Annotated in this window: 19 protein-coding genes; 7 read left to right on the forward strand and 12 right to left on the reverse strand. The window is 62.4% G+C overall.

The window, feature by feature from the left end:
- The first annotated feature begins 21 nt into the window (after window positions 1-21).
- Window positions 22-1,365, forward strand: a complete 1,344-nt coding sequence (gene pabB / locus OKW98_RS19455) for an aminodeoxychorismate synthase component I (RefSeq protein ID WP_265386233.1) — start codon at window positions 22-24, stop codon at window positions 1,363-1,365.
- Window positions 1,366-1,837: 472 nt separating this feature from the next.
- Complete coding sequence (locus tag OKW98_RS19460) at window positions 1,838-2,572, forward strand: phosphoadenylyl-sulfate reductase (protein WP_265386234.1); 735 nt, start codon at window positions 1,838-1,840, stop codon at window positions 2,570-2,572.
- A gap of 124 nt (window positions 2,573-2,696) precedes the next feature.
- Here OKW98_RS19460 and cysB read toward each other — a convergent pair whose 3' ends face one another.
- From cysB to OKW98_RS19485, 5 genes are all read right to left on the reverse strand, one after another.
- A complete protein-coding gene (gene cysB, locus OKW98_RS19465; RefSeq protein ID WP_265386235.1) occupies window positions 2,697-3,671 on the reverse strand; it encodes an HTH-type transcriptional regulator CysB in 975 nt (324 codons plus the stop codon).
- A gap of 151 nt (window positions 3,672-3,822) precedes the next feature.
- The gene (locus OKW98_RS19470) at window positions 3,823-4,317 is read right to left on the reverse strand and encodes a universal stress protein (protein WP_265386236.1); all 495 of its coding nucleotides are present in this window, start codon (window positions 4,315-4,317) and stop codon (window positions 3,823-3,825) included.
- 95 nt (window positions 4,318-4,412) lie between these two features.
- A complete protein-coding gene (locus tag OKW98_RS19475; RefSeq protein ID WP_065988518.1) occupies window positions 4,413-5,333 on the reverse strand; it encodes a 5'-nucleotidase in 921 nt (306 codons plus the stop codon).
- A 46-nt stretch (window positions 5,334-5,379) separates the two neighbouring features.
- Window positions 5,380-6,348 (reverse strand): putative 2-dehydropantoate 2-reductase, encoded by a 969-nt coding sequence (locus tag OKW98_RS19480; protein ID WP_265386237.1) that lies wholly within the window; start codon window positions 6,346-6,348, stop codon window positions 5,380-5,382.
- 12 nt (window positions 6,349-6,360) lie between these two features.
- Complete coding sequence (locus OKW98_RS19485) at window positions 6,361-6,696, reverse strand: thioredoxin (RefSeq protein ID WP_265386238.1); 336 nt, start codon at window positions 6,694-6,696, stop codon at window positions 6,361-6,363.
- A 304-nt stretch (window positions 6,697-7,000) separates the two neighbouring features.
- Between OKW98_RS19485 and OKW98_RS19490 the strand changes: the two genes are divergently transcribed.
- Window positions 7,001-8,077 (forward strand): 3-deoxy-7-phosphoheptulonate synthase, encoded by a 1,077-nt coding sequence (locus OKW98_RS19490; RefSeq protein ID WP_265386239.1) that lies wholly within the window; start codon window positions 7,001-7,003, stop codon window positions 8,075-8,077.
- A 65-nt stretch (window positions 8,078-8,142) separates the two neighbouring features.
- Here OKW98_RS19490 and OKW98_RS19495 read toward each other — a convergent pair whose 3' ends face one another.
- Window positions 8,143-8,424, reverse strand: a complete 282-nt coding sequence (locus OKW98_RS19495; RefSeq protein WP_265386240.1) for a GNAT family N-acetyltransferase — start codon at window positions 8,422-8,424, stop codon at window positions 8,143-8,145.
- Window positions 8,425-9,054: 630 nt separating this feature from the next.
- Here OKW98_RS19495 and OKW98_RS19500 point away from each other — a divergent pair.
- Window positions 9,055-9,306 carry an Lpp/OprI family alanine-zipper lipoprotein gene (locus OKW98_RS19500; RefSeq protein ID WP_003347084.1) on the forward strand — a complete coding sequence of 84 codons (252 nt, stop codon included), beginning with the start codon at window positions 9,055-9,057 and terminating at the stop codon, window positions 9,304-9,306.
- A gap of 175 nt (window positions 9,307-9,481) precedes the next feature.
- Here OKW98_RS19500 and OKW98_RS19505 read toward each other — a convergent pair whose 3' ends face one another.
- From OKW98_RS19505 to OKW98_RS19520, 4 genes are all read right to left on the reverse strand, one after another.
- Window positions 9,482-10,450, reverse strand: a complete 969-nt coding sequence (locus OKW98_RS19505; RefSeq protein WP_265386241.1) for a L,D-transpeptidase family protein — start codon at window positions 10,448-10,450, stop codon at window positions 9,482-9,484.
- A gap of 80 nt (window positions 10,451-10,530) precedes the next feature.
- Entirely contained in the window at window positions 10,531-10,827 is a 297-nt protein-coding gene (locus OKW98_RS19510; protein WP_122534553.1) for a hypothetical protein, read from the reverse strand.
- Between the two features lie 71 nt (window positions 10,828-10,898).
- On the reverse strand, window positions 10,899-11,357 hold the full coding sequence (locus OKW98_RS19515; protein WP_265386242.1) for a thiol-disulfide oxidoreductase DCC family protein: 459 nt from the start codon (window positions 11,355-11,357) through the stop codon (window positions 10,899-10,901).
- A 120-nt stretch (window positions 11,358-11,477) separates the two neighbouring features.
- On the reverse strand, window positions 11,478-12,083 hold the full coding sequence (locus OKW98_RS19520; protein ID WP_265386243.1) for an arylesterase: 606 nt from the start codon (window positions 12,081-12,083) through the stop codon (window positions 11,478-11,480).
- Between the two features lie 10 nt (window positions 12,084-12,093).
- Between OKW98_RS19520 and OKW98_RS19525 the strand changes: the two genes are divergently transcribed.
- Window positions 12,094-12,777 carry an ABC transporter ATP-binding protein gene (locus OKW98_RS19525; RefSeq protein WP_265386244.1) on the forward strand — a complete coding sequence of 228 codons (684 nt, stop codon included), beginning with the start codon at window positions 12,094-12,096 and terminating at the stop codon, window positions 12,775-12,777.
- Window positions 12,777-15,290: an ABC transporter permease gene (locus tag OKW98_RS19530; protein WP_265386245.1), complete on the forward strand. Its 2,514-nt coding sequence runs from the start codon at window positions 12,777-12,779 to the stop codon at window positions 15,288-15,290. Before OKW98_RS19525 ends, OKW98_RS19530 begins: the two co-directional genes overlap by 1 nt.
- A 79-nt stretch (window positions 15,291-15,369) precedes the next feature.
- On the opposite strand, the gene greB is transcribed toward OKW98_RS19530, so the two are convergent.
- Window positions 15,370-15,843, reverse strand: coding sequence for a transcription elongation factor GreB (greB, locus tag OKW98_RS19535; RefSeq protein WP_265389784.1), 474 nt, complete (start codon window positions 15,841-15,843; stop codon window positions 15,370-15,372).
- Window positions 15,844-15,953: 110 nt separating this feature from the next.
- Entirely contained in the window at window positions 15,954-16,937 is a 984-nt protein-coding gene (locus OKW98_RS19540; RefSeq protein ID WP_265389785.1) for a GlxA family transcriptional regulator, read from the reverse strand.
- A 246-nt stretch (window positions 16,938-17,183) separates the two neighbouring features.
- Here OKW98_RS19540 and OKW98_RS19545 point away from each other — a divergent pair, with 246 nt between their 5' ends.
- Entirely contained in the window at window positions 17,184-17,702 is a 519-nt protein-coding gene (locus tag OKW98_RS19545) for a GNAT family N-acetyltransferase (RefSeq protein WP_265386246.1), read from the forward strand.
- Window positions 17,703-17,708 lie beyond the last annotated feature (6 nt).

Here is a 17,708-nt window from a genome sequence, read left to right on the forward strand (position 1 = left end):
ACTGACTGATCCACGCCTCGCATGCCAACTTGCTCTGTACACCCACTGCCCTATCACGCCGACCCCAGCGGCTACTTCGCCCGCGTGCGCCTGGCCCCGGGCGCCGTGCTGCTGGACAGCGGTCGCCCGACGGCCGACCGTGGACGCTTCGATCTGCTCAGCGCCTGGCCGCTGCAAACCCTGCAGCCCGTTACGGACGAATCCGGTCAGGCCTTTCTTCAACGCCTGCGTGAATCACTGGCCCGCCTCGGCGAAGCTGATCTGCCCGAGCACTGCGCGCTGCCGTTCGCCGGCGGATTGATCGGTTATCTGGCATACGACCTCGGCCGCCTGTTCGAACCCCTGCCCGATCAGGCCATTGACGATTTGCACCTGCCCTCGGCGCGGCTGGGGCTCTATAGCTGGGCGCTGATCAGCGATCACCACGAGCACACCAGCCAGTTGGTGTTTCACCCTGCCCTTGATCACGCCGAACGCCAGCGGTTGATCGCGCTGTTCGAGCAACCGGTGGCGCAGCCGGACGCCTCGTTCAAGCTGACAGCGCCCTTCGCGCCGGACATCGACGCCGAGCAGTACCGCCAGGCCATCGAGCGGATTCACGCCTACATTCAGGCCGGTGACTGCTATCAGGTCAATTTCGCCCAACGCTTTCGCGGGCAGTACCTCGGTGATCCGTGGGCGGCGTATCAAGCGCTACGAGTCGCTTGCCCCACGCCGTTCGCCGGGTATCTGGCCTTGGCAGAGGGCGATGCGGTGTTGAGTCTGTCGCCGGAGCGGTTCGTCAAAGTCAGTCAGCGTCAGGTCGAGACCCGGCCCATAAAAGGAACGCGGCCGCGCGGGCGGGATGCCATTGAGGACGCCGCGTTTGCTCAGGAATTGCTCGCCAGCGACAAAGACCGCGCCGAGAACCTGATGATCGTCGACCTGCTGCGCAATGATCTGGGCCGGACCTGCCGCATCGGTTCGGTGAAGGTGCCGGAGCTGTTCAGTCTCGAGAGCTATCCCAACGTCCATCATTTGGTCAGCGCGGTGACGGGCGAACTGGCCGACGGCAAGGACGCGCTGGACTTGATTGGCGGCAGTTTTCCCGGCGGCTCGATCACCGGCGCACCGAAGATCCGCGCGATGCAGATCGTGGACGAACTGGAGCCTACCCGTCGTGCCCTGTATTGCGGCTCGTTGATGTACCTGGACGTGCGCGGCGAGATGGACAGCTCCATCGCCATCCGCAGCCTGCTGGCAAAAGACGGCCAGATGGCGTGCTGGGGCGGCGGTGGTATCGTCGCCGATTCGCAGTGGGAGGCGGAATATCAGGAGACCTTCACCAAAGTGCGTGTGTTGATGCAGACGCTTGAGGCGATGTGATCGGCAGATTCCCGATCAATGATGGATCGCGCTCGCACGCCAATCCATGGGGCTGGGTGGCCGTTGGGGCGTGACCACACGCAGATCCGTAGGAGCCGGCTTGCTGGCGAATGGCGTGGGTCATTGAATACTTCACCTCCTGAGCCGACGCGTTCGCCAGCAAGCCGGCTCCTACAGAGGGATGCGTTAGCCCAGTGAGATCATGCCAGCGCCAATCAACGGAAGCAGCCGTCGGGAGTCAACGCCGGGTGTGTGATCCGTAGGAGCCGGCTTGCTGGCGAATGGGGTGGGTCATTGAATCGCTCACCGCCTGAGCTGACGCGTTCGCCAGCAAGCCGGCTCCTACAGACAATGGCCGCGGCCGCGTGTGCCTCTCCGCGCAATTGCTTTCGGGCAAACAAGGCCAGGTTTTTTGTTACCATCTGCGCCATTACGAGCGCCTAAGCGCCAGCCCTGATTAGGAAGCCGCCTGATGACCCATCCTTTCGACGTTGACGACATCGCCACCACCTTCGCCAACAAATCCCCGTCCGACATCCTCAAATTCGCCTTTCAGCACTTTGGCGACGACCTGTGGATTTCCTTCAGTGGCGCGGAAGACGTGGTGCTGGTGGACATGGCCTGGAAAATCAACAAGAACGTCAAAGTGTTCAGCCTGGACACCGGCCGGCTGCACCCGGAGACCTATCGGTTTATCGATCAGGTCCGCGAGCAGTACAAAATCGACATCGACATCGTCAGCCCGGACCGCGAAAAGCTGGAGCCGATGATCAAGGAAAAGGGTCTGTTCAGTTTCTACCGCGACGGCCATGGCGAGTGCTGCGGGATCCGCAAGATCGAGCCGTTGCGCCGCAAGCTGTCCGGCGTCAGCGCCTGGGCCACCGGTCAGCGTCGGGATCAGAGCCCGAGCACGCGCAACAACGTCGCCGTGGTGGAAATCGACAGTGCGTTCTCGACCCCGGAGCGCACGCTGTACAAATTCAACCCGCTGGCCCAGATGAGCAGCGCCGATGTGTGGAACTACATCCGCATGCTCGAACTGCCCTTTAACAGCCTGCACGAGCGCGGCTTCATCAGCATCGGCTGCGAGCCCTGCACGCGCCCTGTCCTGCCGAATCAGCACGAACGCGAAGGCCGCTGGTGGTGGGAAGAAGCGACGCAGAAGGAATGCGGGCTGCATGCCGGGAATATGATCGCGAAGTCCTGAGCAGACACTGACCCAATGTAGGAGCGCGCTTGCCCGCGAATGCGATACACCGGTCACATCCAGGTGACTGACAGACCGCAATCGCGGGCAAGCGCGCTCCTACAGGTTTGGCATGCGCAGCCTGTCAATGCTCCGGCAGTTCAACCCCGGCAAACAGCTCTTCCAGTTCCTGCTTGTTGTGGCACTGAATGGCTTTGGCCATGACGTCGCGGGTCAGGTGCGGGGCGAATTTTTCGATGAAGTCGCACATGAACCCGCGCAAGAAGGTGCCGCGACGGAAGCCGATTTTGGTCACGCTGGCTTCGAACAGTTCGCTGGCGTCGAGCACCACCAGATCGCTGTCCAGCTTCGGATCGACAGCCATTTTCGCGACGATACCCACGCCTAGTCCCAGTCTCACGTAGGTCTTGATGACGTCAGCGTCGGCGGCGGTGAACACCACTTTCGGCGTCAGGCCACGGTGGCTAAATGCTTCGTCGAGCTTGGAACGACCGGTGAAACCGAACACGTACGTCACGATCGGGTACTCGGCGAGAACTTCCAGGGTCAGTTTCGGCACTTTGGTCAGCGGATGGCCCTGGGGAACGACCACGCAGCGGTTCCAGGTGTAGCACGGCATCATCACCAGATCGCCGAACAGTTCCAGCGCTTCCGTGGCGATGGCGAAATCGACCGTGCCGTCGGCCGCCATTTCCGCGATCTGCATCGGCGAGCCCTGATGCATGTGCAGCGCGACGTCCGGGTACTGCTTGATGAAGTTGCTGATCACTGGCGGCAGTGCATAACGCGCCTGGGTGTGGGTGGTGGCGATGGACAGCGTGCCTTTTTTCTCGTTGGAGAATTCCTGGGCAATCTGTTTGATGCTTTCGACTTTTCGCAGGATCTCGCCGGCCGTGGTGATGATGCGCTCGCCTGCCGGGGTGACGCGGGTCAGGTGCTTGCCGCTGCGGGCGAAAACCTCGACGCCCAATTCGTCTTCCAGCAGGCGGATCTGCTTGCTGATGCCTGGCTGCGAGGTGTAGAGGCTTTGCGCCGTCGCTGAAACGTTGAGGTCGTGGTGCGCCACTTCCCAGATGTAGCGCAGTTGTTGAAGCTTCATATGTATCCCTCAAAGCCGGAAGACGCCACGGGCATCAGCGACGGTATATAACTGGATTATTGGTCAGGAAGGCAAATCTAGAACTTTTTATCACTTTTACCCGGTAATGGCACGCAGCTTTTAACGCCCTTGGCACATTCCCGGAACGCGATCACGGTTGTGTACGCCTCTGCAGCATCGGCACCATGTACACCGGCACATCCGACAGTTGCAGGACCCGCGCCGCCGTTCGGCCAATCGGCGTATCGCCCTCACCGCCATGGCTGCGACGGCCGACCACCAGCAGGTCGACGCTGAGCAGGCGCGCCTGATCGAGTATCACATTGGAGGGGTCGCCCTGGACCACGCGAACACTGCGGATCAGCGCCAGGTCCTCATGGCCCTCCCCCAGTTCTTCACGAAAACTGGCCATCACCCGCGCCTCAATGCCGTCGATCACCGTATTGACGCCCTCGCTGTGCAGCTCTTTGAGCACATCGGCGGCCAGGTAACTCTGCAGCACGGACTCGGCGAACACGCCCATCGGCTCCACCACATGCACGACATGCAGCTCGGCATCGAAGGTCCGCGCCAGCACCAGCGCGTGCTGCAGCGTATACGGCGCATAAGCACCGAGGTCCGTGGCGTAGAGCATCGAGCGGATCATGGAACCCCCGGTCAGCCTTTGAAGTGACGACTTAATCAGCGTAGCAGCGCGCCGCGCACTCAGGCGGCCCGACTGCTGCTTTTCGGTCTAACGCTTCAGGGTTTTAGCTCGTTGCTGATGCCGTGGGGCACGTGCCCGGTCGCCACGACCTCGCGCGCCCGCTCACAGTGACCCGGCTGATCGTCGAAGAACACGTCCGCAGCGAATGCCTCCAGAAACGCCGACTTGTCCAGACCGCCGAGAAACAGCGACTCATCCAGACGGATGTCCCACTCGCGCAGCGTCCGGATCACCCGCTCGTGAGCCGGCGCCGAGCGCGCAGTGACCAGTGCCGTGCGAATTGGGCAGGACTCTTCGGGGAATTCGCGCTGCAAGGCGTTCAATGCCGCGAGAAAGGGTTTGAACGGCCCGCCGGGCAATGGCCGTCGCGCCGCCTCGCGCTCGTTGGCCTGGAACGCCTCGAGCCCACCGGACTGATACACACGCTCGGACTCATCGGAAAACAGCACGGCGTCACCGTCGAAAGCGATGCGCAGCTCGGCACTGGCCGCGCGGCGGGCGCCACCGGAGAGAATGGTCGCGGCGGCGAAGCCCGCATCCAGCGCGCTGCGCACGTCTTCGGCGTGGGTGGACAGGAACAGGTGGCTGCCGAAAGCGGCCAGATACGGAAACGGACTGCGCCCGCCGACGAACGCCGCACGGGAAATGTCCAGGCCGTAATGCTGAATCGAATTGAACACGCGCAAGCCGGTGTCGGCGCTGTTGCGCGAGACCAGCACCACTTCCACTCGGGACTGGTTCAGGCTGGCGTTCAGGCTGAGCAGTTTTTCCACCAGGCGGAACGCATCACCGGGCTCGAGGATTTCATCCTCGTGGTCGATCTGGTACTGACGATAGGCCGCGACGCCGCTGGCCATATAGACGTCATGGCTTTCCCGCAGATCAAACAGCGCCCGCGAGGAAATCGCCAGCACCAGCTTGCTCCCCGGGGTTTTAACGTTCAGCTCAGTGCTCATCAGTCTTCCTTAAAGCAGGAGGTGGGCAAGCGCACGGCAATGGCCGTCAACGATTACCGCGATCAATAAACGCCAGCGCGTGATACAGGGCGCGCACCTTGGGCATGTCGCAGCCGGCGGCCAGCGCAGCCGCGAGGGGGCGGGCATAGATGGCGTCGAGTTCCAGCGGGCGTTTTTCGGTGAAGTCGTGGTACATGCTCGGCCGGTAATCCGGCATATGGCCAGTGACCTTGAGCAATTGCTCGGCGTAGCCCTCCGGCAACACGTGCCCGCACGCTTCGGCGCCCTGCACCACTTCCGCCATCAGGCCCTGGATCAGCGCGCGACCGTCGGCGTCGGCCATCAGCGGTGTGGTGCTGGCGTTGAGCAGCACGGAAAGCCCGTTGTAGGGCACGTTCCACACCAGTTTCTGCCAACGCGCCTTGTCGAGGTTGTCCATCGCCACGGAGTCAATGCCCGCCTGGTGAAACAGCGAAGCGCCCTGCTCGACCCAGTGCGCGCGCGCTGCCGCGTCGGCCGGCCCGCTGTGGTAGCCGATATTCACGGCGCCGAAGGCCTGATGGGTGATCTGCCCTGGCCCTGTGCGATGCACACAAACAAAACACAGGCCGCCCAATAGATGAAGGGAATCAGGTAAGGCTGCGCGCAGCTCTTGCTCGACACCCAAGCCGTTTTGCAGGAGCAAAACCTTGGCGTCCGGCGCCGCGGCCTGAACGATGGCGGAGGCCACCCCGCCGTTGCCGGTGGTCTTGGCGCCGACCAGCAGCCAGTCGCAGGGCGGCATGTCGGCAGCTGAGGCGTAGGCCTGGACATTTTCCAGCACCAACGGGCCATGCACCTGACTGTCCACACGCAAGCCGTTGCGGGCGACGGCATCGAATTCGCTGCGCAGCAGAAAATGCACATCGAAGCCGGCCCGGGCCAGCATCACGCCGTAGAAGCCGCCGATTGCGCCAGTGCCGATGATCCCGATCCGGGATTTAGTTGCGCGTTCGCTCGCTGCTCTTTCGCTCATGGAAACTCCGTTTCAGGGTAGTTCGTCTGGCGGCGTCGCCAGCGCGTGTGCCAGGCCCGTGGCAATGGCATCGGCGGACATCTGCGTGCGCAGGGGCCCGAAGAAGGCGCCGTCGCGCACCACAAACATCGCCGGCAGATGGAACACGCCGTAGCGCTCCACCGCGCCGCCGTTTTCTTCGGCATCGATCCAGCACAGGCGGTCCAGCGGCAAGGATTGCTCAGGCAAATGGTGCCGGGCCCAACGGCAACTGGAGCAGCCCAGGCTGCTGAAAATCAGCAGTGAGACGCCGGGCAGGTTGAGAAGTTGCTGGTCGAGGTCGAAGTCCGTCAGTTGCAATTGATCCACGCGCTTCTCCTCTGAATGATGTTCGAGTGACTGAATGTCCGGCGCCTGCTTTAGTGGCACCGGCTTTAGCCGGGAACCGCGGTCTATCAGTGGGACCGGCGTTGGCCGGGAATATCCATCGTGCGGTTGCGCAGCCCGAAACAGGTCAGACAATGCCGCAACTGTTGGACGAAAGCCACGTTTACCCATTGTCGAACCACCGGCTAACGCGCTAAGGTTCGGCTCCCCCGTTGCGCTCAATTATGCTCGGCTCCGCCGCACGGGGACGCTGGCGGCCAGCATCCGTGACCTGATGAGTAACACGATGGCTGATTTACCGATTGACGACCTCAACGTTGCCTCCAACGAGACACTGATCACTCCGGATCAGCTGAAACGCGAAATCCCCCTGACCGCCGCCGCCCAGGCCACGGTCAGCCAGGGCCGCGAAGTCATCCGCAATATCCTCGATGGCAAGGATCACCGCCTGTTCATCGTGATCGGGCCCTGCTCGATCCACGACCTCAAGGCCGCCCACGAATATGCCGATCGCCTCAAAGCGCTGGCGGCCGAGGTGTCCGACACCTTGTATCTGGTCATGCGCGTCTATTTCGAGAAGCCACGCACCACCGTCGGCTGGAAAGGCCTGATCAACGATCCGTACCTGGACGACTCCTTCAAGATTCAGGACGGCTTGCACATCGGCCGCCAATTGCTGCGTGACCTGGCCGAAAAAGGCCTGCCGACCGCGACCGAAGCGCTCGACCCGATTTCGCCTCAGTACCTGCAAGACCTGATCAGCTGGTCGGCCATCGGGGCGCGCACCACTGAATCCCAGACTCACCGGGAAATGGCCTCGGGCCTGTCCTCGGCAGTGGGCTTCAAAAATGGCACCGACGGCGGCCTGACCGTGGCGATCAACGCCTTGCAATCGGTGTCCAGCCCCCATCGCTTCCTGGGCATCAACCAGGAAGGTGGCGTGTCCATCGTCACTACCAAGGGCAATGCCTACGGCCACGTCGTGTTGCGCGGCGGCAACGGCAAGCCCAACTATGATTCGGTGAGCGTCGCCCTGTGTGAACAATCGCTGAACAAGGCGAAAATCAAGCCAAACATCATGGTCGATTGCAGCCACGCCAACTCCAACAAGGACCCGGCGCTGCAGCCGCTGGTGATGGAAAACGTCGCCAACCAGATTCTGGAAGGCAACCAATCGATCATCGGCCTGATGGTCGAGAGCCACTTGAACTGGGGCTGCCAGGCGATTCCCAAAGACCTCGCCGACCTGCAATACGGCGTGTCGATTACCGATGCCTGCATCGATTGGGAAAGCACCGAAAAAACCCTGCGCAGCATGCACGCCAAGCTCAAGGACGTATTGCCCAAGCGCAAACGCGACTGATCTGCCCGCAGAAACGACAACGCCGAGCACATGCTCGGCGTTTTCTTGTGTGAAGCGCGCTGCGGTCAGATCTTGGCAGCCTGACGCTGATGGCGCTCCATATAGCGCTCCACGTAGGAGCACGAAGGAATCACGGTGTAGCCGATCCCGTCGGCGTAGTCGAGGGCCATCTTGGTCAATGCTGCCGCTATCCCCCGTCCGCGCAATTCGTTGGGAACAAACGTACGGTAGATATCCAGGGTCTCTTTACCCAGGTCCATGTACGTCAGATAGGCACGGTAGCCGTCGATGTTGACTTCGAACTGGTGACCGGTCTCGTCATGGTGGATGGACAACGCCTCGCTCATCACTACTCCTCGCGGGTCTTGGAATTGGACCCTTACCTTATCGACATTTCCCCGGCGAAGGAACCTCTACAGGCAGTATGAAAACTATTGCTTGTGCAATAGAGCCTCCTGCAATAGAGCTGACTGCGCCACCCTGTGCCGTTTGGACACCGCGAAGAGCATCGCTGTTCTCAAACAATTTGAGCACAGGCAAATATAGGCGCCCCGAGCGAGTACGCTCAAGTGAATCAACTGTTAATTACGCTGCCGCACATCTGGCGGGGTAACCCATGGAACCTGTTATCGCCGACGCATGTCCATTGAGACGCAACGGCCGGACTGAAGTCACTTGAAGGTCATGTAAACCGGCCGCAAGGATGCACCTGTCACGATAATCGACTATACAAAAAGGTCGCCGGTACTGCGAAGTCGCCTGGACCGGAGTCACCTGACGGACGCCTTCGCGTGGGGCATTGCTGTGCGAAGAAGAAGCCTGAGGACTTGCATGGAACACGTTCAACCCCAAGAATTTTATGCTGATCTTGCGCTCGCTCCGTTTACTTACTACGAACAATGAGTAAGATGTACGCCGGTCATTTTCTCACCTTCGAGAGATGACTCATTTGATAGAAGTCCTTTAAGGGGAACACGATGAACAACGTTCTGAAATTCTCTGCTCTGGCCCTGGCCGCAGTTCTGGCTACCGGTTGCAGCAGCGTATCCAAAGAAACCGAAGCTCGTCTGACTGCAACTGAAGACGCAGCCGCTCGTTCGCAAGCCCGTGCCGATGAAGCTTATCGCAAGGCTGACGAAGCTATGGCTGCAGCTCAAAAAGCTCAGCAAACTGCTGACGAAGCCAACGAACGCGCTCTGCGTATGTTGGACAAGGCTAGCCGCAAGTAATAATCCCTCGGGATTATTGATAAGCCGACCCGTTAACGGGTCGGCTTTTTAATGCCCGGAGTTTGCCGCCGCCTGATGAAGACGTGGCATTCCCGAGGCAATAAAAAACCCGCCCGCCCTGCGCACTCGGCACAGGATGGGCGGGCATCAGCACCGCCTGGCTGGCAGCGCCGCCTTACTGCAGCGTCATCGGCGCGCCGCCCACCACGGGCGCCGGCGTTGTCGGCACGGCGATTTCGACCGGCATGCCGTCTTCGGCAGCAACCACGTCCCGCACCTCATCCCAGTTGATCCGCAGGCTGTTGGCCAGGTCTTCGCGCTTGAGCAGTGCATTGATCACGGCGGTGTGCTTGTCGACCACCGACGGCTTGCCACTTTCGTCCAGCGGCGTGTGGGCTTCGAGGTAGACCTTGCCGCCGCTGACGCCAAACTTGTACGGCTCGCTCATGATGCGCACTGGGGTGCCAATCGGCACCATGTCCGCCATCTCCAGCACATTGTTGTTGTACATGCGGAAGCAGCCGTGACTGGTGCGCATGCCGATGCCGAACTTCTTGTTCGAGCCGTGGATCAGGTAGCCCGGCAGACCGAGGCCGAATTTGAACGGGCCCAGCGGGTTGTCCGGCCCGGCCGGGACCACGTTGGGCAGGATGTCGCCGTCAGCGGCGTGCTCGGCCTTGACCGACGCAGGCGGCGTCCAAGTGGGATTAGGCGTTTTGGCTGTGACCTTGGTGGTGGAAACCGGCGAACCCCAGCCCTCGCGGCCGATGCCCAGCGGGAAGGTGTACACCACGTCCCGGCCTTTCGGGTAGTAGTACAGACGGTACTCGGCGAGGTTGATGACGATGCCTTCGCGTGGGCCCGGCGGCAGGATGAAACGCGTTGGCAACACCACCTGGGTGCCTGCGCCCGGGAGCCAGGCATCGACGCCAGGGTTGGCGGCGATCATTTCCAGGTAGCCCAGGTCGTAGCGGGTGGCCAGGTCGGCGAAGGTGTCTTCGTACTTGGCGGTGACGGTCTGCACCTGGCCAATGATGTCCTCACCAGGCGGCGGCAACGGAAACTCCAGGGCAGAGACAGGGCCGGCCGCGCACAGCGCAGCGAGCGACAGACAGCGGGCGAAAGCTGGAATGCGCGACAACATCCGGAGAATCCTTGGTAAACGAAGGCTTGATTGTGCGCGATTGTACACGCACGCCTGCCCGTCAGGGAGTGCTCGCGCCCTTAAACGCCGGTCTCCAGTTCCGGCCAGATCGGATGCCAGCCGCGCCGTTGCGCGTCGATGATCGCCCGGCACAGCGGGCATAGCCGCTCATCCTGATAAACCGTCTGCTGGACTTCCGACCAGCGTGGCTGGGCGGGCAGCAAGGTGCCGCACAGCGTACGGTCGGCAGAGCCTGCCAGTTCGAGCTGGCGGGCGACCAGATGCACAAGGATTTCCTGGCACGCGAACAGGTCGAGCTGTTCGTCAGGCTCGATCAGTTGATAGGCGTAAAGGGACCAGGCAGGACGGCGCGGCATGGGGGGCTCCAGATCGGGGGCGCCACATTAGCCGAAAGCCCCGGTCCGGAAAAGGCCTGCAGGCCTTTAAATCAGCGGTTTTGGTCTGAGGGTCTGGAAACCGTACAGCTGCCGTCGCGGCATCGGCGGCTGCCATCCGGATGAGGTAACCACGCCAGCTGGGGACGAAAGCGGCAGAACAGCCGATAACCGAGATTCAGCAAGGGCCTCAGTGGCCGCCACGACAGCGGCGCAGCCCAGGCGCCCAGCCCGGCTGCGCGCCAGCTCCACAGGGTAGCGTCCAGTCCCGTGACCCAGGTGCCATCGTCGAAACGGGCATGCAACACAGACTGCATCTGCTCATGGGTGAATCCGAGAGCCTGTGCATCAAAGCCCTCTTCGCTCATGTCGACCAACAGAAGTCGCGGGGTTGTTGCGCCTGCGGACAGATGCTCCGAAGCGTGGGAACGCAGAAGCTTGATCTCCCGCGCGCAAAGCGGGCAGTCACCGTCGAAGTACAGCGTGAGTGGCCACTTCTCTTTCTTGTACATCTTTTTGGTCCTGTATAGGTTTGGTCCACCATAGGCGCAAACCCATCTGCTGGCAATGAGCGGTCACTCGCACCTACTGGCTGACGCCCTGCCTGATCGGCCTGATGTTTACGGCGGCGACTAAAGCAACGGCTTGAGCACCGGCCAGACGTTATCCAGCAAGTACGGCTGAGCCGGCACATTGGGGTGGATGCCGTCTTGCTGGGTCATGTCAGGCCTGCCGCCAACACCTTCCAGCATGAACGGCACCAGCGCGGCATCGGTGGCTTCGGCGACTTTCGGGTACACCGCCGCGAAGGCCGTTGTGTAACGCTCACCGTAGTTCGGCGGGATTTTCATCCCCAGAATGAGCACCTTGGCCCCTGCCGCTTTGGATTGCTCAACCATGTCGGTAAGGTTTTGTTGCAATTGCGCCGGCGGCTGGCCTCGCAGGCCATCATTACCGCCCAGTTCGAGGATCACCAGATCCGGTTTGTGCTCGGCAAGCAGCGTCGGCAGCCGCGCCTGGCCTCCGGCACTGGTGTCGCCGCTGACCGACGCATTGATCACTTTTTCCTTGAAGCCTTCCTTCGCCAGGCGCTGTTCCAGCAGACTGACCCAACCCAACCGGGTATCCAGGCCGAAAGCCGCGCTGATACTATCGCCAACGATCAGCACCGTGCCTGCCATCGCGCCTTGAGATATCAGCAGCAAACCCAGGCCAGCACTTAAAAACCACGCACGCATCGGATTCTCCATGAGCGAAAGTATTCTCAGTGCTCGGAACCTCAGCAAAGTGGTCCCAAGCACCGAAGGTGACTTGACCATCCTGCACGAACTCTCCCTGGAACTAAACAAGGGCGACACGCTGGCCATCGTCGGCGCGTCGGGCTCGGGCAAATCCACCCTTCTTGGTCTTCTGGCGGGCCTCGACCTGCCCAGCGCCGGTTCCGTCGTCCTGTCGGGGCGCACTCTCAGCGAGCTGGACGAAGATCAGCGCGCCCGCGTTCGCGCCGAACACGTGGGCTTTGTGTTCCAGTCATTCCAGTTGCTCGACAGTCTGAACGCGCTGGAAAACGTCATGCTGCCAATGGAGCTGGAAGGCCGCAAAGATGCCCGCGATCAGGCCAGGCATCTGCTGGAGCGCGTTGGCCTGGGTCAGCGCCTGACCCACACGCCACGGCAACTGTCGGGCGGCGAGCAACAACGGGTTGCCATCGCCCGTGCTTTTGCCGCCGACCCGGACGTGCTGTTCGCCGACGAACCCACCGGTAACCTGGACAGCCACACCGGTGAGCGCATCAGCGATCTGCTGTTCGAGCTGAACCAGGAACGCAACACCACCCTGGTGCTGGTCACCCACGATGAGCGCCTGGCCCACCGCTGCCGGCGTCTGATTCGTCTCGAAGGTGGCCGACTGGTCGCCCCCATGGAGCCTTGATGGCACGCCTGCCCTTTTCCCGTCTGCTCAGCCTCGCGGCGCGCCAGCTCACGCGCGATGCCCGCGCCGGCGAGCTGCGCGTGCTGTTCTTCGCGCTGGTGGTGGCGGTTGCCGCCAGCACGGCCATCGGCTATTTCGGCGCCCGCCTCAACAGCGCCATGCTGTTGCGAGCGACCGAGTTTCTCGGCGCCGACCTGATCCTCGGCGGCTCCGCACCGGCATCCCCTGCGCAGATCGACGCCGGCAAGGCGCTGAAGCTGGATCACTCGCAGATCGTGATTTTCTCCAGCGTGGTGGCCACCGATAACGGCATTCAACTGGCCAGCGTCAAGGCCGTCGATGGGGCGTATCCACTGCGCGGCGAGCTGAAAAGCGCCCCTGCCCCGTACGAAGCCGAAACCGTTGGCGGTGAGCCCCAAGCCGGAGAGGCCTGGGCGGAAGCGCGGATTCTGGTGGCGCTGAACCTGAAAGTCGGCGACAGCATTGACGTCGGCTCCAAGACCTTGAAGCTGACCCGGGTGCTGACCTACGAGCCCGACCGCGCCGGCAACTTCTACAGCCTGACGCCCCGGGTGATGATCAACATGGCCGACCTTGAGGCCACCAAGGTCGTCCAGCCAGGCAGCCGCGTCAGTTATCGGGATCTGTGGCGCGGCACGCCGCAGGACCTCGCCGCCTACCGCAAGGCCGTTGAGCCCGGGCTGGCGCCGAATCAGAAAATCGACGACGCCCGGGATGGCAATCAGCAGATCGGCGGCGCACTGGGCAAGGCCGAGCGTTACCTGAACATGGCCAGTCTGGTCGCGGTGCTGCTGGCCGGCGTGGCAGTTGCCTTGTCGGCGGCGCGTTTCGCGGTGCGCCGGTTCGACGCCAGCGCGCTGCTCCGTTGCCTGGGCCTGTCGCGCAATGAAGCACTGGTGCTGTTCGGTTTGCAGCTGGCCATGCTCGGCGTTGCGGCCAGCGCGGCGGGCGCCCTGCTCGGCTGGTTTGCCCAACTGGGCCTGTTTCATCTGCTGGAAAACCTGTTGCCTGCGGCTGTGCCACCGGGTGGCTGGCTGCCGGCCGTCGCCGGTATCGGCACCGGACTTGTCGCCCTCGCCGGCTTCGCCCTGCCACCGCTGGCAGCGTTGGGTCGCGTGCCACCGCTGCGGGTGTTGCGTCGGGACATGCTGCCGATTCCGGCCAGCACCTGGCTGGTCTATGGCGCGGCGCTGTTCGCGCTGGGCCTGATCATGTGGCGCTTGAGTCTGGACCTGGTGCTGACCTTCGCCCTGCTCGGCGGCGGTCTGATCGCGGCGCTGATACTCGGCGGCGTGTTGCTGCTGGCCCTGAAAAGCCTGCGCCGCTTGCTGGCCGGGGCATCGCTGCCGTGGCGTCTGGGCCTGGGTCAGCTGTTGCGCCATCCCATGGCCGCCGCCGGCCAGTCCCTGGCATTCGGTCTGATTCTGCTGTCCATGGGACTGATCGCGCTGCTGCGCGGCGAACTGCTCGACACTTGGCAGAACCAGCTGCCCAAGGATGCGCCAAACTACTTCGCGCTGAATATCCTGCCCAACGACAAAGACAACTTCGCTGAACGCATGGGCCGCCTGTCGACCCACAGCGCGCCGCTGTACCCGATGATTCCGGGGCGTCTGATGACCATCAACGGGGAGCCGGTGAGCAAGTTCGTCACCAAGGACTCCCGTGGCGAAAACGCCACCCAGCGCGATCTCAACCTGACGTGGGCGGCGACGCTGCCCGAAGGCAACAGCATCACCGCCGGCCAGTGGTGGACCAGCGATCAACCGCCTGCCGACGGCGAGGTTCCGGGCGTGTCGGTGGAAACCAAACTGGCCAACAGCCTGAACATGAAGCTGGGCGACACACTCGGTTTCGTGATCGGCGGTCTGACCCGCGAGGTCAAGATCACCAGCCTGCGCGACATTAACTGGGACACCTTTCAGCCCAACTTCTTCATGATCTTCCAGCCCGGCACCCTCAAGGACGTGCCTGCCACGTACCTGACCAGCTTCTATCTGGCGCCGGGCAATGATCAGCAGATCGTCGAGCTGTCCCGCGCCTTCCCGGCCGTGACGATCCTGCAAGTGGAAGCGTTGCTGGAGCAACTGCGCAGCATCCTCGATCAGGTGACGATGGCGGTGCAGTACGTGCTGCTGTTCGTGCTCGCGGCGGGGATGGCGGTGTTGTTCTCCGGCTTGCAGGCGACGCTGGATGAGCGGATTCGACAGGGCGCGCTGCTGCGGGCACTGGGCGCCAACCGCGCGTTGCTGACCAAGGCCCGTCGCATTGAGTTCGGCCTGCTCGGGGCGGTCAGCGGTGTGCTGGCGGCGATTGGCTGCGAAGTGGTGAGCTTTGCGCTCTACCGCTACGCCTTCAACCTGCAGTGGCACCCCCACGCCTGGCTGCTGGTGCTGCCACTGATCGGCGCCTTGCTGGTGGGCGGCGCGGGCGTGTTTGGTACGCGGCGGGCGCTGAACGCAAGTCCCCTGCAAGTGCTGCGCGAGGGGTAGCGTTGGGGTATGACGGAGGACGGCCCTGCGCCGTCCTCTGTCCACTCGAATAGCCAGAACGGCGACCGCAAAGCCGTGGCTATTTCTGGTATTCGATTTTAGTGATCCACCATTGCTTGCTGCCGGACGGAACCGGCACCGAGACTTCGTCACCGACTTCCTTCTTCAGCAGCGCACGGGCCATGGGCGAATCGATGGAGATGTAGTCCATGCGGCCGTAGATTTCGTCATAACCGACGACGCGGAAACGCTTGCTCTCGCCCTCTTCGTCCTCGACTTCGACCCACGCGCCGAAGAACACCCGGCCTTCCTGCTCCGGCGAATAGGCGACCACGCGCATGTCTTCCAGGCGCTTGCGCAGGTAGCGCACCCGCCGGTCGATCTCGCGCAGCAGCTTCTTGTTGTACTGGTAATCGGCGTTCTCGCTGCGATCACCCAGGGAAGCCGCCCACGCCACTTTTTGCGTGATGTCAGGTCGGTGCTCGCGCCAGAGGTAGTCGAGCTCCTTCTTCAGGGCTACATGGCCCTCGACGGTGATTATTTTGGTGCTGATTTCACTCATTAACGGTGTCTCTGTCCGGGCTGGCCCGACTGTGTTCGTTTGATCGGATCTGTGCGGAGCCTACAGGGTTGGGCTGGGAGGTGGGTACATCAACGCGGCACTCATTTGACCAGACGCTTTTCTTTCGAGGGCCGGTAGCCGAAGTACGCGCTGTAGCATTTGCTGAAATGGCTCGGCGAGACAAACCCGCAGGCCACCAGCACTTCTACTTGGGACAGCTCGGTGTGCTGCAACAGGCGCCGGGCCTCGGTGATGCGCAATTCCAGGTAATAGCGCTGCGGGGTGGTGCCGAGTTGTTCCTGGAACAGCCGCTCGATCTGCCGCCGCGAGCGCCCCGCGTACTCCGCCAGTTGCTCAAGCTCAAGGGGCTCCTCCAGGTTGGCGTCCATCAACTTGACCACTTCCTTGAGTGGCGCGCTGACCGTCATGTGCCGGCTCGGCTTGATCCGCCGATAACGCGATTCCTCGAAAGACAGAATGTCCTCGATGCCTTCGATCAGGGCCTTGTCGTGCAGCGTCCTGATCCATTCCAGCGCCATCTGGAACGCCCCGGCCGGGCTGGCGGCGGTGAGGCGATCGCGGTCGATGACGAAGGCTTCGCTGGTCACCTCACTGACTTTGCAGATCTCCGCCAGGGCGGCGCGGTGCTCGGGGTGAATCGCGCACCGGTAGCCATCGAGCAGACCGGCTGCGCCGAGGAACCAGGCGCCATTCCACAGCCCGGCGAGGGCAATGCCATGCTCGGCGGCCATGGTCAGCAGGTGCGCCAGTGGCTCATCGGCCTTGAGCTCGGTGCGATAACCGCCACAGATCACCAGCAGGTCCAGATCCTTCAGCGCCGACACATCTAGGCGCGCGTCGGGTCTGATCACCAGCCCTAGATCACTGATCACTTCGCCCTCGTGCAAGCCGTACGTCCGCGACGTGAACAGATCGGGGCGCAGGAGGTTGGCCGTGACGAATGTGTCCAGGGCCTGGGTGAACGCCGGCAACGAAAAGTGCTCGAGCAGCACGAAGCCGGTTCGGGTCTGGGCCAAGGCGTTTCGCCTGTTCTCATCCACGTAGCGAAGGTTCTTGCCCTTCATGCCTGCGCTGAACTCTCGCCGCTCGATCACTGCCGCCTCGCTTTTGCGTCCTGACTGGGGTGCTGTCGATTGTCCACTGGGGCTGAACCGGCATGGGCGCCATTCTAGCGGAACGGCGAAGCGATGCGCGTTCGGGCCGGGTGCGCAATGCGTGCGCTGAACGGGGTGGACGAAACCGCCTTCGACTGGTAGATCAGAGCGTCAACGGCAGCGATCGGCTGTGGACACCTCCAAGGATCACCCGCCATGCCCATGAGCAGCGCTCATCTGATCTACCGCGCACCGAACCCTGATGATCTCGCCCGCCTGTTCGCCATCTACAGCGACCCGCAAACCCAGTTGTTCAACCCGTCCGGGCCGATGACCGACGAGGCCCAGGCAGCGGCCATGCTTGAAGACTGGATCAAGCACTGGCAGACCCACGGTTACGGCTGGTGGGCAATCGCGCGCAAGGAGACGCCCGAACACATCATCGGCTTCGGCGGCATCGGGCTTCATGATTTTTCAGGCGTGCGGAGGGTCAATCTGGGCTATCGGTTTGCGGTTGAGGCGTGGGGCCGAGGGTTTGCCACGGAGATGGGCAAAGCGGCACTGGCGTTCGGGTTTTCAACCTTGGAGCTGGGAGAGGTGTACGGCTACGTGCGTCCGGCCCACGCTGCATCAATCCGGGTGTTGGAAAAAATCGGCATGCAACGCTGCGGCGAGCTGGATGACGTACCGGGGCAGTCGCCAAGCCTGATGTTCAAGGCCGTGGCGGCAGGGTGACGGACG

This window comes from Pseudomonas sp. KU26590, assembly GCF_026153515.1.
In the GTDB taxonomy this organism is placed as follows: domain Bacteria; phylum Pseudomonadota; class Gammaproteobacteria; order Pseudomonadales; family Pseudomonadaceae; genus Aquipseudomonas.